Annotated in this window: 13 protein-coding genes and 1 riboswitch; all 13 genes read right to left on the bottom strand. The window is 41.7% G+C overall.

Features of this window, described 5'->3' with window-relative positions:
* Positions 1–31: 31 nt before the first annotated feature.
* The gene (locus R2R35_RS18140) at positions 32–1,234 is read right to left on the bottom strand and encodes an MBOAT family O-acyltransferase (RefSeq protein WP_317731245.1); all 1,203 of its coding nucleotides are present in this window, start codon (positions 1,232–1,234) and stop codon (positions 32–34) included.
* Between the two features lie 818 nt (positions 1,235–2,052).
* Positions 2,053–2,841, bottom strand: a complete 789-nt coding sequence (gene thiD, locus R2R35_RS18135; protein WP_317731244.1) for a bifunctional hydroxymethylpyrimidine kinase/phosphomethylpyrimidine kinase — start codon at positions 2,839–2,841, stop codon at positions 2,053–2,055.
* 37 nt (positions 2,842–2,878) lie between these two features.
* Positions 2,879–3,523: a thiamine phosphate synthase gene (gene thiE / locus R2R35_RS18130; protein WP_317731243.1), complete on the bottom strand. Its 645-nt coding sequence runs from the start codon at positions 3,521–3,523 to the stop codon at positions 2,879–2,881.
* On the bottom strand, positions 3,511–4,374 hold the full coding sequence (gene thiM, locus R2R35_RS18125) for a hydroxyethylthiazole kinase (protein ID WP_317731242.1): 864 nt from the start codon (positions 4,372–4,374) through the stop codon (positions 3,511–3,513). Before thiM ends, thiE begins: the two co-directional genes overlap by 13 nt.
* A gap of 25 nt (positions 4,375–4,399) precedes the next feature.
* Positions 4,400–5,701, bottom strand: coding sequence for a phosphomethylpyrimidine synthase ThiC (gene thiC, locus R2R35_RS18120; protein ID WP_317731241.1), 1,302 nt, complete (start codon positions 5,699–5,701; stop codon positions 4,400–4,402).
* 31 nt (positions 5,702–5,732) lie between these two features.
* Entirely contained in the window at positions 5,733–6,239 is a 507-nt protein-coding gene (gene thiW, locus R2R35_RS18115) for an energy coupling factor transporter S component ThiW (RefSeq protein ID WP_442872300.1), read from the bottom strand.
* A gap of 73 nt (positions 6,240–6,312) precedes the next feature.
* Positions 6,313–6,414: riboswitch (TPP riboswitch) on the bottom strand.
* Positions 6,415–6,782: 368 nt separating this feature from the next.
* Entirely contained in the window at positions 6,783–7,313 is a 531-nt protein-coding gene (locus R2R35_RS18110) for a GNAT family N-acetyltransferase (RefSeq protein ID WP_317731239.1), read from the bottom strand.
* Positions 7,314–7,645: 332 nt separating this feature from the next.
* Positions 7,646–8,656, bottom strand: coding sequence for a GGGtGRT protein (locus R2R35_RS18105; protein WP_033168102.1), 1,011 nt, complete (start codon positions 8,654–8,656; stop codon positions 7,646–7,648).
* Between the two features lie 19 nt (positions 8,657–8,675).
* Positions 8,676–9,368, bottom strand: a complete 693-nt coding sequence (locus R2R35_RS18100) for an iron-sulfur cluster assembly scaffold protein (RefSeq protein ID WP_317731238.1) — start codon at positions 9,366–9,368, stop codon at positions 8,676–8,678.
* A 282-nt stretch (positions 9,369–9,650) separates the two neighbouring features.
* Entirely contained in the window at positions 9,651–10,244 is a 594-nt protein-coding gene (locus R2R35_RS18095) for a DNA-3-methyladenine glycosylase (RefSeq protein WP_317731237.1), read from the bottom strand.
* Between the two features lie 263 nt (positions 10,245–10,507).
* Complete coding sequence (locus R2R35_RS18090; protein WP_317731236.1) at positions 10,508–11,335, bottom strand: carbohydrate ABC transporter permease; 828 nt, start codon at positions 11,333–11,335, stop codon at positions 10,508–10,510.
* 11 nt (positions 11,336–11,346) lie between these two features.
* The gene (locus R2R35_RS18085; RefSeq protein ID WP_317731235.1) at positions 11,347–12,234 is read right to left on the bottom strand and encodes a carbohydrate ABC transporter permease; all 888 of its coding nucleotides are present in this window, start codon (positions 12,232–12,234) and stop codon (positions 11,347–11,349) included.
* Between the two features lie 289 nt (positions 12,235–12,523).
* Positions 12,524–13,858, bottom strand: coding sequence for an ABC transporter substrate-binding protein (locus tag R2R35_RS18080; protein ID WP_317731234.1), 1,335 nt, complete (start codon positions 13,856–13,858; stop codon positions 12,524–12,526).
* Positions 13,859–13,889 lie beyond the last annotated feature (31 nt).

The raw sequence follows: 13,889 nt of genomic DNA, 5'->3' as shown, positions 1-13,889 counted from the left end.
GGTATATAATCAAAAGTCTAGAAGTCTACGATTAAAACTGGAAATACAGGAAGGGATTGTTAACTCCGTTGGCCAGGAGATAGATGGAGTACCAGAAGACCAGGAACAAAAAGGCTGTGCAGAAGATACTGTTCTGAAATTTCTCAAACAATCTCTTACCATAAGGGAAGCAAAAGAATAATCCCACCAAAAACAACCATTTATATTGCCCAAGATACTTCAAAAAGTCTCCAGCATTGACATTTATGCCAGGAACTATCCCAAACATCCTGCCAAAATATATCCCCGCATCCCTTAAATTGCTGATAGCAAATAATGTCCAGGTAAGCGGAATAGCCAGAAGCATATAGATTCTTGCTATAATCCTTGAATTATCCAGAATTCTTTTGAAATACAGCTTTTCAAGCAATATCAATAGAAATAGTACCAGGCCCCATAACACAAAATTCCAGCTGGCTCCATGCCATAAACCGGTCAAGAGCCATACTACCAGCATATTAATGGCCAATCGTCTGTTTCCTTTACGATTTCCACCAAGGGGAATGTACACGTAATTTCTAAACCATGCTCCCAGTGTCATATGCCATCTGCGCCAGAATTCTGTCATTGATTTGGACATATAGGGATGATTGAAGTTCTCCGGCAGATGAAAGCCCAGCATTCGCCCTATTCCAATCGCCATGAGGGAATAACCCTGAAAATCAAAATAAAGCTGTAAGCTGTAACCGAAAGAGCCAAGCCAGGCAAGAGGCGTTGAAATACTTTCAAACCCGATGGTCTGTATATCATTCCAGAGTATGCCGATACGGTTAGCAATGAGTACTTTCATACCTAGTCCGACTACAAAAAGTTTTAAGCCTTTTTCAAATTTGAACAGGCCATACCTTCTCTCCTCTAACTGGTCTTCCATGTCTCCGTATACAGCGATGGGTCCGGAAACCAATTTTGGAAACATCACCAGATATGTGGCAAAACGGAACAGGTTTGGGTTTTCCTTACAATCCCCTCGATAAAGGTCAATTACATAAGCTACTGCCTGGAAGGTATAAAAACTGATTCCTAAAGGCAGCCCCAATTCCAGGGAGGCTATACCCGTTCCATGTGTTATGGCTTTAAGAGGTACGTTGATGTTTTCAATAGCAAAATTTATGTATTTAAAGAAGAACAAAACTCCAAAGTTAAAAAGCAGTGCTGCAATGAGCCATATCCTGGAATATACTTTATTACGCTTCATTTCTCTGACCGCTAAGTAATTGACCAGAATTGATATAAGAATCAAAGCGAGATATTTTAAATCTCCCCAAGCGTAAAAACACAGGCTCCCGAGAAAGAGAACAGCATTCCGAAACCTGGCAGGCATAACATAATAAATTATTAAAAACAACGGTAAAAATCTAAAAATAAATTCCAGACTGCTAAAAACCACTGCTTTGTCCTCCCTCTTGTTGTCATTATATGGTCCATGCCATATTGAATATTCCTATATAAAAAATAGGCTACGAGAATGTATTATAAACTATTTTAAAAATAATACCATTAAGTAAGCTTTAATTAATTTTACAATTTAGTAAACAAACTTACAAAAAACTTAACAATTTCGACATCTTCGTGATTATATGTAAATATATGTATTTTTTCTGCTGTTTCTTTCCTGTTTTGCTATATTTTACACAGGTTTAACATCCCCACACATTCTATAATTATGCCTTTTTTTATACTTCTCAATCCTCTTTACCTCTCAAAAAAGGTTGCCTGAGATCTCCCAGCTTATAATACAGCTTTTGGTGAATTCTCAGGCAACCTATTTTTCAATCATGAATATTTTTACAGATAATCGATTTTTTCATGTTCAGTTCATAGAGCATTTTTCATTGATGAATTTTTTTTTACCAATTATTCGTTTATTAATTTCTCATTTATCAACTATTCATTATGTGCTTTTCATTTATGTACTTTTTCATTAATCAATTTTTCCAGTTTAAATTTCTACATATATTTCTACATTTCTGGATTTCGTAATTTTCTGTTATCCATCGGCTTTGAAACCTGCCTTCAATATAATGGCAAATTCCAGACATGGTTTAACGGCCCGTTCCCCCTCCCCAGCTTAAGATTTGCTCTGATTGCACCGGTTACATACTCTTTGGCAGCCGTAATACTATCTCTGGTTTCTTTTCCTTTTGCCAGGTTACAGGCAATGGCTGAGGATAAAGTGCAGCCTGTTCCGTGAGTATTCGGGTTGTCGATTCTCTCCTGCCGTAACCAGTATACTTCTCCGTCTTTATACAGCAGGTCATCACAGCATTCCTGCAGATGTCCTCCTTTCATCAAAATATATCCGTCATATCTGCTGCCAATCTTTTGTACCGCAGCAAGCATATCACTTTTGCTTCGAATGGAGATACCACTGACAGCAGAGGCTTCATACAGATTTGGGGTAAAGACATGGGACAGGGGAAGAAGTTCATCGATTAAAATAGCTGCGGCTTCTTCCTTCAAAAGACTTTTTCCGCTAGTGGAGACCATCACCGGATCTAATACAATATTTCTCAGCCGGTATTCTTTGATTTTCCTGCACAGACACTTCATGATTTCTGCGTTATATAGCATACCAATCTTTACTGCATCCGGATAGATATCTTCACAGATGCGGTTTAACTGTTCCTCAACAAACTGGGGGCTGACTTCATATATTCCGGAAACACCAAGAGTATTTTGTGCCGTTAGGGCTGTAATTACGCTCATACCATAGTGTCCGTGGGCAGTAATGGTCTTTAGGTCTGCTTGAATTCCTGCTCCTCCGCTGCAGTCGGAGCCTGCAACCGTAAGTACTTTCTGCATAAGCTGTCTGTTTCCTTTCTTTCCTTCCTTAACGTTTCTAAGAAGATATAATTATCTGTTTTGCAAGCCTTTTCATTTCTGCCGCTGCCTGCTTAATATCCCTGCTTCCAAGAATTGCAGAAATAACAGCCACGCTGCTTATACCGGTGCCTGACAATTTGCAGATATTTTCACTGTTGATTCCTCCGATGGCTGTTACCGGTATGGATACCTCCTGGCATATGTCTTTTAAGGTTTCAAAGGACAACAGACCAGCATCCGTTTTCGTAGAAGAACCAAAGACTGCACCTGCCCCAAGATAATCCGCCCCTTCTCGCTCCGCTTCTGCCGCTTCCCATACATTATGAACTGACATACCAATTATCTTATTTTTTCCAAGTATCTTTCTTGCTTTTGCAATCTCTCCATCCTTCTGTCCCAGATGTACACCGGCGGCATCCACTGCCACCGCCACATCAATTCTGTCATTTATGATAAGGGGAATCCGGTATCTGTCCGTCACTTCTTTTACTGCCAGCGCTTCTGCGGTAAAAGCATCAAAGGAAAGTTCTTTTTCTCTCAGCTGTACCATGGTTACTCCCGCTCTGACGGCGGTTTCTACCTGCTCAGCCAATTGCTTCGCTCTAAGCCAGGTTCTGTCTGTAACCAGATATAAAAGCATTTTATCCCTTAACTTGTCCATTCTCTATATCCTTTCAGGTCTTCTGTCAGTAAAATACGTTCTTTCAGGAGTTCCTCCTCCATATTACTGATGCAATCCATTAAATGAATTTTTAAGGAAGCTGTCCCCTCTTTCCTCTCTAGCATTCTCGCAAAAGCAATTTCACCGCTTATTCCCATTGCTGCAGTTCCTGCTATTGCGGCCCTTAAGGGTTCTTCCGGATAAACGGCGTTAAAAGCTCCGATAACTGCCGAAAGCATACAGCCGGTTCCTGCTATTTTACACATGGAGGCATGTCCGTTTCCAAGATAAAAGACCTTTTCTTTCTCTGCAAGAATATCTGTTTCTCCCGTCTGAACAATGACTGCACCGGTCCTTCCGGCAAGCTCCCGTGCCGCTTTACAGGCTTCCTCTGGATTATTTTCCATACGGCTGTCTTCTTTTGCCGCATCCACTCCTTTTGAGCTGCCGCTTCCTTTATACAACGTCTTTATTTCCGATGCATTTCCTCTGATGACGCTAAAGTCTATTTCCTTCAGCAATCGAAAAGCCGCCTCTAAGCGGTAGGCAGAGGCTCCCACTCCCACCGGATCTAAAAGTACGGGGTGCAAAAGTGCATTTGCCCGTTTACCTGCCCTTAGCATAGCCGATAATCTGTTGTCATTTATCGTTCCCAGATTGATTACCAGAGCCTCACAGCCTGCCGTTATTTCCTCGGCTTCCTCCGAAAAATCTGCCATTACCGGATAAGCGCCACAGGCCAGCAATATATTAGCACAGTCGTTTGCGGTAACATAGTTGGTGATACAGTGAATATGAGGTGCCCTCTCCCGCAATCTCCTGAAACTCCCCTCAAAAATAGTATGTACCATTATTTCCTTCCTTTATAGAGTAGTTCTATAGTATTTCTACCTTTTCACCGTTCAATATTTTGTTAGTGGTTCTCATTGCACACATTTTGCCGCACATGGAGCAGCTGTGCTTATCTGATGGCGGTGCACTTTCAAAGTATTCCCTTGCTTTCTTAGAATCAAGAGCACAAGCAAACATTTCTTCCCAGTCAATTCTTCTTCTGGCATCGCTCATACGGTTATCCTGCTCTCTTGCTCCCGGTAAACCTTTGGCAATATCCGCCGCATGAGCAGCTATTTTGGTTGCCATGATTCCTTCCTTTACATCGGAGAGGTCCGGAAGCCTTAAGTGCTCCGCAGGGGTGACATAACAGAGAAAATCCGCACCGTTTGCAGCAGCAATGGCACCTCCGATAGCAGATGTAATGTGGTCATAGCCAGGTGCAATATCCGTTACCAAAGGCCCCAGAACATAAAACGGTGCACCATGGCACAGGCGTTTTTGAAGGGTCATATTGGCAGCAATTTCATTTATTGCCATATGCCCCGGTCCCTCCACCACTACCTGTACATCCTTCTCCCAGGCTCTTAAGGTCAGTTGTCCCAATTCAATTAACTCTCCCAGCTGTCCGGCGTCCGTACTGTCATGAATACTTCCTGGTCGAAGCGCATCCCCCAGACTGATGGTAACATCATATTCTCTTAACAGTGCCAGTACTTCATCGTAGTATTCATAAAAGGGATTTTCATTTCCTGTCATCTCCATCCATGCAAACAACAGAGAACCTCCCCTGGATACAATATTAGTTAAACGATGGGAGGCTTTAAAGGTTTCAACTGCCCTCTTGTTGATTCCAGCATGGATGGTCATAAAATCCACTCCCTGTTTGGCATGTGCTTCTACCACCCTCAGAAAATCCTTAGCTGAAATATCCATAAGATCTTTCTCCAGGTAGCCTATTGCATCATACATGGGAACTGTTCCGATCATAGCCTTTGAGTACTCTATCAGCTGTCTCCGAAAGGTATTGGTCTTGCCGTAGTTGCTTAAATCCATTATAGCCTCGGCACCAAACGCAAGGGAAAGTCTGACTTTTTCAAATTCCTTTTCATAATCTGCGCAATCTCCTGAGACTCCCAGGTTGACATTGATTTTTGTCTTTAAGCCTTCTCCGATACCTTCCGGGCTCAGTGAAGTATGCAGTCTGTTAGCTGGAATGACAATACGCCCTGCCGAGACCCGTTCCATGAGCAGTTCGGTATCCATTCCCTCTTTTTGGGAGACTATCTCCATTTCCTTTGTAAGTATCTTCTTTCTGGCTGCTTCCATCTGTGTATGATAATTCATTTTTTATTACCTTCTTTCATATTTTAACTATTTAAAGTTGTTCATTGTGAATAAGTTTCTGTAATATCCCGCTTCTACTTAAGGATAACAGGAGCACTGCGGATATTATGGCGCCAGCGAAGGAACTGATACCAAAGGGTATTACAAAAACGTAAAAAGCTCCTTTACCGGATAAAAACATCGCTGCAACAGGATAGGCTAAAAGAGCTCCAAAAATTCCTGTACCCGCAACCTCTCCCAATAAAGCTGCTCCAAGCTTTTTTGTGTATTTATAGAGTATTCCGCAGAGAAAAGCTCCGCACATGCTCCCGGGGAAAGCCAGGATACTTCCCGTTCCCATGATATTGCGAACCACAGAGGTAACAAAAGCCATGGAAACTGCGTATACCGGCCCCAGCATTACACCGGCAATCACATTAAGGAAATGCTGCACCGGAAAAACCTTGGAGGCACCGACCGGAATATAGAAGGTTGAGCATACTACTCCCAAAGCGGTTAGAACCCCTGCCAATGATAGCTTTTTAACTGACATTTTTATTTATCCTTTCTGTATTTTGTCAATAAATAACACCAAAAAGGGATATACCCGCAGGTATATCCCATAAATACAGTTCATCCATGTTATACTTCCCTACGTTGGCATTATCCAAATCAGGTACGGTCGAAACTATTGTTTCCTCTCAGCCTGCACACAAGCTCCCGAATTATTTATTTAGTTTTATTATAGTATCCATATTCTGTAATGTCAATTGAATTACGGAAACCTTTTCGATATTGGTCACATCTCTTTACTTGATTTGTTACTGTAACCGTTTTCTCACTTGGATTGTAATCGTATCTTCTTGGCTTGTAATTATCTTTCTTGGCCTGTAATCGTTCTTCTTGGCTTGTAATCGTCTTTCTTGGCTTGTAATCGTTCTTCTTGGCTTGTAATTGTCTTTCTTGACTTGTAATTGTCTTTCTTGACTTGTAATTGTCTTTCTTGACTTGTAATTGTTCTTCTTGGCTTGTAAATGTTCTTCTTGGCTCATAATTGTTTTTCTATGGCTCGTTATATCCAGACGGTAAGGTATGAACGCCCTTACTGATTATGAAAAGTGAATACCAGTCTTGGCATATTATGAATTATTCTTTTCTCTACCTGATATATCCCTCCTGTATAGGCCAATATCATTCTGCTCCAAAACAATTGAGCACGGCTATTAATATCCTCTGAACTGGTATCAAGCATCCATCGCCCTCTGTGTTTATCAAGAATACGGATAACCGCCTCCTGAGAGATGCCTTTGCTTCGATAGGGGCGCAAAATAAAGGTCTCGTGGACGCAATAGTCCACTTCTCTTGATACGTATTTACCACTGGCTATGAGGCAGAAGCCTGCCGGAATCCCATCAACGGTTATGCAATAGGGAAAAAGCTCTTCCGGATTTTCAAACCAGATATTCTGCGTATCATATTGCTCGCTTAAAGTGCGTGTCTCATCTTCTTCAAAGATACCATATCGATTAGGCAGTGTATCATGGATTTCAGCCAAATCATGCAGATATAGCGGGTACATGTTCTTTATTACAAAGCCTGTTTCTTTATTGCATAAAATCAAATCTATTTTCATATTTGAATTGCTCCTTTTATATTTTATAATTTTTATTTATCTTAAAACTATAATTTATAATGCAATTCTTTACTGTAACATAACGCCCCATGCGTATTGATGAGTTCACCTAAAGAATTGCATGGAGCTTACTACAAAACCTTATACCATAGCTATAATTTTTTCCCATCCTTGTCTCCTTTTGCCCTCTATGATTGCTTATAAATATACTAATAATAATAGATGTATCCAGAAAAACTGCCCACCAGTTTATCCGTAGCGGACAAACCGTGGGCAGTGGGCAAGTTTTGAACCAAACTTGATTATATTAAAATCTATTCAACAAGCAAAGCTTAGAATTTACCTGCATCAGCAGCCTGCTGGATCGCAACCGCTACCGCTACAGTGGCTCCAACCATAGGGTTGTTACCCATTCCGATAAGACCCATCATCTCAACGTGAGCGGGAACGGAAGAAGAACCTGCGAACTGAGCATCAGAGTGCATTCTACCCATAGTATCTGTCATACCATAGGAAGCAGGACCTGCTGCCATGTTATCAGGATGAAGTGTTCTGCCTGTACCGCCGCCGGAAGCTACGGAGAAGTATTTCTTACCCTGCTCAAGACATTCTTTTTTGTAAGTACCTGCTACTGGATGCTGGAATCTTGTAGGATTAGTGGAGTTACCAGTGATGGAAACGTCAACACCTTCCTTGTGCATGATTGCAACACCTTCCGTTACGTCGTTTGCACCATAGCAGTTTACTTTTGCTCTGTCTCCATTGGAGTAGGATTTACGGTATACTTCCTTCACCTCTCCTGTATAGTAATCCATCTGTGTCTCTACGAAAGTAAAGCCGTTGATTCTGGAGATAATCTGAGCTGCATCTTTACCAAGACCATTTAAGATAACTCTTAAAGGCTGTTTTCTTACCTTGTTCGCGGAGAGCGCGATACCGATAGCACCTTCAGCTGCTGCGAAAGACTCATGACCAGCAAGGAAAGCGAAGCATTCTGTGCCTTCTTCTAATAACATCTTTCCTAAGTTACCGTGTCCTAAACCAACTTTTCTCTGGTCAGCAACAGAACCGGGGATACAGAAAGCCTGAAGTCCTTCACCAATTGCAGCAGCAGCATCTGCTGCTTTTCTGCAGTCTTTTTTGATAGCGATTGCAGCGCCTACAATATAAGACCAACAGGCATTTTCAAAACAGATATTCTGAATACCTTTTACCTGGTTGTATACATCAAGACCGGCTGCTTTTGTAATCTGTTCTGCTTCTTCGATGGAAGCTATTCCATAGCTGTTTAATACAGCATTGATTTTATCTATTCTTCTTTCATATGATTCAAATAAAGCCATTTTATGTATCCTCCTTCGGTTATTCTTTTCTGGGGTCAATGATCTTCACAGCATCCGCAACACGTCCGTACTGTCCTTTGGACTTCTCATAAGCGGTTGTAGGGTCATCACCTTTTTTGATGAAATCTGTCATTTTGCCCAGATTTACGTACTGATAACCGATTATCTGATCTTCCTCATCCAGAGCGATTCCGGTTACATAGCCTTCTGCCATTTCAAGGTAACGGGGACCTTTCTTTAAAGTACCATACATAGTACCAACCTGGCTTCTTAAACCTTTTCCTAAGTCTTCAAGTCCGGCTCCGATTGGAAGTCCTCCTTCAGAGAAGGCACTCTGAGTTCTACCATAAGCGATCTGTAAGAAAAGCTCTCTCATAGCTGTATTGATAGCATCACAAACAAGGTCTGTGTTAAGTGCTTCTAAAACAGTTCTTCCGGGAAGTATTTCAGCTGCCATAGCTGCTGAATGTGTCATACCTGAACATCCGATGGTCTCTACCAGTGCTTCCTGGATAATACCGTCTTTTACGTTCAGGGTCAATTTACAGGCTCCCTGCTGAGGTGCACACCAGCCAACACCGTGTGTTAAACCGGAAATATCCTTCACTTCTCTGGCCTGTACCCATTTTGCTTCTTCTGGGATTGGTGCTGCACCGTGGTTAACGCCTTGCGCAACCGGACACATCATTTCTACTTCATGTGAATAAATCATGTCTAGACTCCTTTCAATGTACATCAATTTTGCAGTATCTACTATCTAGTCGCGGATATGGGGTTATGAATGCCTCATAAATGCGGTAATACCGCCTTGCAGGCAGGCTTAAATCCCCTGCCATCTATGCTTTTGTAAGCAGACAGTATGTTATTATTTTAACACCGCACTTATTCTCTCATAAAAAGTCAAATTAGTCCATAGTTTTTGAGAAAAAATTATTAACAACCTGCTTCTCTCCTACAGGAATTTTATGCCATCTAAGGGTCTTTTCCGATTTGTTCACTTTACTTTAACCGATACATAAGGATTGTTCTTAATGGTAAACCGCCAGAGATAATCTTTCGCTTCCCCCGCATAATCGATATTGATCCGCTTGGAGGTTTCTATCTCAAATTCCTCTGAATTTGCCGGTTCTTCAAGATATAATTTGCTGCTGCACAGATCAAGACCATAATGTTCTCTGGTAATTCCCATTCCCTGACACAATTTCCCAGGCCCATTAAGAAGCATTTTTAATTTGGCATTCTTTCTTCTTTTTTCCATGATATCAATGCCTTCCAGCGGTTCAAGTGCCCGAAGGAGTACCACCTCCGGTATATTTTCTTTATTGGCTACAATATTCATACAATTATACATTCCATATATCATGAAAATATAGGCATAGCCCCCCTCATTGTATTGGATATTGCACCTGCCATCTCTTTTTCCTTTATATGAATGGGCTGCTGCATCGATTACTCCCATATAACTTTCTGTCTCAACAATGATTCCTTTGGTTATGCCCTCCTCCGATTCATGAACCAGTACCTTTCCAAGAAGAGCTTTTCCAAGCTTTATGCCGTCCTGTCTATAAAATTCACGTGATAATTTCATATCCGTATTGCTCCTTCTAACTCATGTATATCCCAGTACTGTCTTGATAAGTTTATTCAGCACCCGTTATTCCAATAAAATGTACTGTCGTCGTTAGGTATCGCATACTGCTAATGCATACCTCCTATTACCTATGTACAAAGTCAATACCATTGCATGTCTGAAAACTCATTGCACCCTTCTGAGGTGCAAGTAGTTTTCCGCCACATTCCAAATTCCTCCTATAAAGTATAGATAATTCCAGCCGTTTTTTCAATGGCTTTTTAACCTTTTACAGCTCCTGCCGTCAATCCTTCCACAATCTGATTGCTGAAACAGCAATATACCAGAATGGAGGGAACCACCGCTATTACAATAGCAGCAAACATCTGAGTATAGTTTGTTGAATAAGGACCCACAAAATACGTTAGCGTCACAGAAAGTGTCTTCTTGGCCGCATCAGATATGAACACCATTGCTAAGAGTAGTTCGTTCCAGTTACTTACAAAGGTCATAAGGCCGGTAACGAATAGACCCGTCTTAGACAAAGGCAAGGCAATCTTAAAAAAACTGCCGTAAATAGAACAGCCATCAATGCAAGCCGCTTCAAACATATCTCCTGGCATACCACGGAAAAAATTCACCAGAATATAGATAGTCATCGGTAAAGAAAAAGTTACATAAGGGAGTATCAAGGAAAAAAGACTGTTAGTCAGCCGCCAGTTAGAGAAGGCAACAAACAGTGGTATTAGTACACAATGCACCGGTATCATCATTCCAATAAGAAAATATCCCATAGCAGAATTGGCGAACTTCCATCTCATACGCCCAATGGCAAAGGCAGCCATCGCTCCAAGGAGCATGCTTGCTGCCAGTGTAATGACACAGACTATTACAGAATTCAGGGTTGCAAGTCCTAATTTTCCGGCTGTCCAGGCCACTCTGTAATTATCCCATTGGAGTGTCCTTGGAATACGGAAGGGACTGCTGAAAATTTCCGCATTTGTCTTAAAGGAAACTAATATGACCCATAACAACGGCGTTATGTAGATTACAGCCAATAACCCAAGAAATATATATACAAACAGAAAACTTACTTTAAACTTTCTCACCTGCTAACCTCCTACATTTCATAATCTTCTGTCTTCAGGCACTTACTGATAATAAAGGTTACAATGATGCATAAGACCAATAGCACAACCCCTATGGCACTGGCATAACCGTATTTAAAATATTGAAACCCCTGGTTATACAGATGGGTGGCAAGCACATCCGTCCGATGGTTCGGACCTCCCTGGGTCATGTTATATACCAGATCAAAGAATTTCAGGGAACCAATGCAGTTCAGGGACAGAGAGGTGGCAATCATTGGCTTAATTAAAGGTAAGGTAACATGGAAAAAACTCTTAAACCTGCCGGCTCCGTCTATATAAGACACCTCATAAAGCGAACCGGAAATCCCCGCAATCTGCGCCATATATAACATCATGGTAGTCCCTACATACTGCCATAGAGCCACAAAGGCAATTACCCACATGGGCAGAACAATAAAACCTTTTGTATCCATCAGCCAGAGAGGGCCTTTTATACCTATCAGGCTGAGCAATTGATTGACACCCATTTTCGGGTTAAAGAGAAAGGACCAGAGAAGTCCCAGTGCTGCAGAAGATAATACCGCAGGCAGATAATAAATGTTCTTAAACAGATTCCTTCCGCGTTTAACATTGGTAAGCAGCGCAGCCAGCAGTAAACCCATAAATTGCTGACTGACAGCAGAAAACAGCATGAAGAAAATAGAGTTCTTTAAAGCTGTCCTCATGATGGCATCTTCCATAAACAGCTTCTTAAAATTATCAAACCCGGTAAATTCAGCACCGGTCAAGGCATTCCAGTTACAAAGAGAATAATAAAGTGCCTGGCAAATCGGCACTAAGAGTACAGCTGTAAATAAAATAAATGCAGGTGCAACAAACAGAATAATTGCGGTCTTATTACGATATATTTTGTCCATAGGTACCTCCCTGGCAGTTTTTACTTCATTTCGGATATACGAACCCGCAGGGGTTGCGCAAACGATTGTTACATGAGTGTGCAAAAAGGATGTCGTAAGAAGTCCTTGGCTTTTCCGTCATGAACGTTCTGAAAGACATATTGCCGATTCTGTATACTGAAAGCGAACAGTCTTGTACGGTTACAGTACACAGAAATCAGTAATGTGCCTTTTTGTCGCTGTGTGACAGAAAGCCATGGGACTTCTTACAGCAGCCTTGTGATATTAACAGTCTCTTTTTCCTTTCGTTCTATTTTTTCTTACGGACATTCTCGGTGTAGAAATTTTGAACCTGTTCAAAAGCCTGTTCTGAGGTCAGACTACCCAGGAACAGATCGACCATTGCATTATCAAATACATCTCCAGCCTCCACCGATGCCAGGGATTCATTATAAAAGCCCAGGGTTCCGGTTGATTTAGACAGGATATCCATTACGTAACCAAGCTGTGCCGGTGCTTTTTCCTTATCATATGCCACGTTGATTACCGGAATCTTTCCAGCGACTTCTGCTGTGTATTTCTGCGCTGTATCATCGGTAAAATATTTCATTAACGCCAGGCAGGCTTCCTGATTCTTAGTGGTAGCACTCATTACAAGGTTGTCTGTCTTAACGATCATACGGTTAGGATCTGCTCCGCCTTCTATACCGGGAAAACTGAATACACCACACTTATCCTCGAATTCCGGATTATTTCCGTTGATCTGTCCGATTGCCCAGGAACCCTGAACCAGCATGGCAGCTTCTCCGTTATAAAAGGTAGCTGTTGCCTGATCATTGGAATCCCCTGCCGCAGTTTCCTGAAAATACTTGGATAGCTCTACCAGTTTATTCCCTGCATCAAGAAAGGTCTTGTCATTCCAGTCAAGCGTTCCTTCATTCACACCTTTTAAGTTGTCAGGTCCACCCTCACGGTCACAAAGATAACCGGCGATCATAGACAGGCACCAGGCTGTTCCGGCAGAACAGGAAATCGGTGTATACCCTGCTTCTTTCAGCTTCTTGCAGGCTTCGATCCACTGGTCATAATTTTCTGGTACCTGTACGCCTGCTTTTTGAAACATTTCTGTATTATAGAATACCAATGCAGCGGCAAAGTTGGTGGGTACTGCATAAATCTTTCCGTCATAGGTCATACGCTCAAAGATACCTTCTGTGAAAGTACTATACCAGTCCTTTTCACTGGTCTTAAGAATATCCGTTAAATCTGCGGCAACACCGGCCTCCACATATTGGGTAAGATTTGGACCCGGACTACATATAAACACATCCGGACAGTCCTTCGAGGCAATCAAGGCATTCAGTTTGGTATCATATTCCTCCAGATTTGTGGTAACAGCCGTAACATGATACTTATCCTTGTAGTCCTCATTGAACCGGTTGATAACCTCAGCATACCCCAGGGAAATCAAATCCTCTGTTGCCGTCAGATCATCCCAGAACATCCATTTGATCTCCTGTACTTTTCCATTTGAAGCATTTGTAGCCTTATCCCCTCCGTCAGTGTTATTACTTCCGCAGCCTGCTAAGGAACCGCAGACCATTACCGCAGTGAGAAGAACTGCAAGAACTTTTTTCTTAATCATAAATACATAACCCTCCTACTCATTATTAATT

The sequence above is a fragment of the Anaerocolumna sp. AGMB13020 genome (assembly GCF_033100115.1).
Taxonomy (GTDB): domain Bacteria; phylum Bacillota; class Clostridia; order Lachnospirales; family Lachnospiraceae; genus Anaerocolumna.
This window is presented reverse-complemented; position numbering and strand designations above follow the sequence as displayed.

Coding starts and splice junctions, on each gene's coding strand:
- thiD (WP_317731244.1), bottom strand. CDS start 2,841: ATGCAGAAAGTACTTACGGTTGCAGGCTCCGACTGCAGCGGAGGAGCA.
- R2R35_RS18105 (WP_033168102.1), bottom strand. CDS start 8,656: ATGGCTTTATTTGAATCATATGAAAGAAGAATAGATAAAATCAATGCT.
- R2R35_RS18085 (WP_317731235.1), bottom strand. CDS start 12,234: ATGGACAAAATATATCGTAATAAGACCGCAATTATTCTGTTTGTTGCA.
- R2R35_RS18110 (WP_317731239.1), bottom strand. CDS start 7,313: ATGAAAATAGATTTGATTTTATGCAATAAAGAAACAGGCTTTGTAATA.
- thiC (WP_317731241.1), bottom strand. CDS start 5,701: ATGAATTATCATACACAGATGGAAGCAGCCAGAAAGAAGATACTTACA.
- R2R35_RS18140 (WP_317731245.1), bottom strand. CDS start 1,234: ATGAAGCGTAATAAAGTATATTCCAGGATATGGCTCATTGCAGCACTG.
- R2R35_RS18095 (WP_317731237.1), bottom strand. CDS start 10,244: ATGAAATTATCACGTGAATTTTATAGACAGGACGGCATAAAGCTTGGA.
- R2R35_RS18100 (WP_317731238.1), bottom strand. CDS start 9,368: ATGATTTATTCACATGAAGTAGAAATGATGTGTCCGGTTGCGCAAGGC.
- thiE (WP_317731243.1), bottom strand. CDS start 3,523: ATGGACAAGTTAAGGGATAAAATGCTTTTATATCTGGTTACAGACAGA.
- R2R35_RS18080 (WP_317731234.1), bottom strand. CDS start 13,858: ATGATTAAGAAAAAAGTTCTTGCAGTTCTTCTCACTGCGGTAATGGTC.
- thiM (WP_317731242.1), bottom strand. CDS start 4,374: ATGGTACATACTATTTTTGAGGGGAGTTTCAGGAGATTGCGGGAGAGG.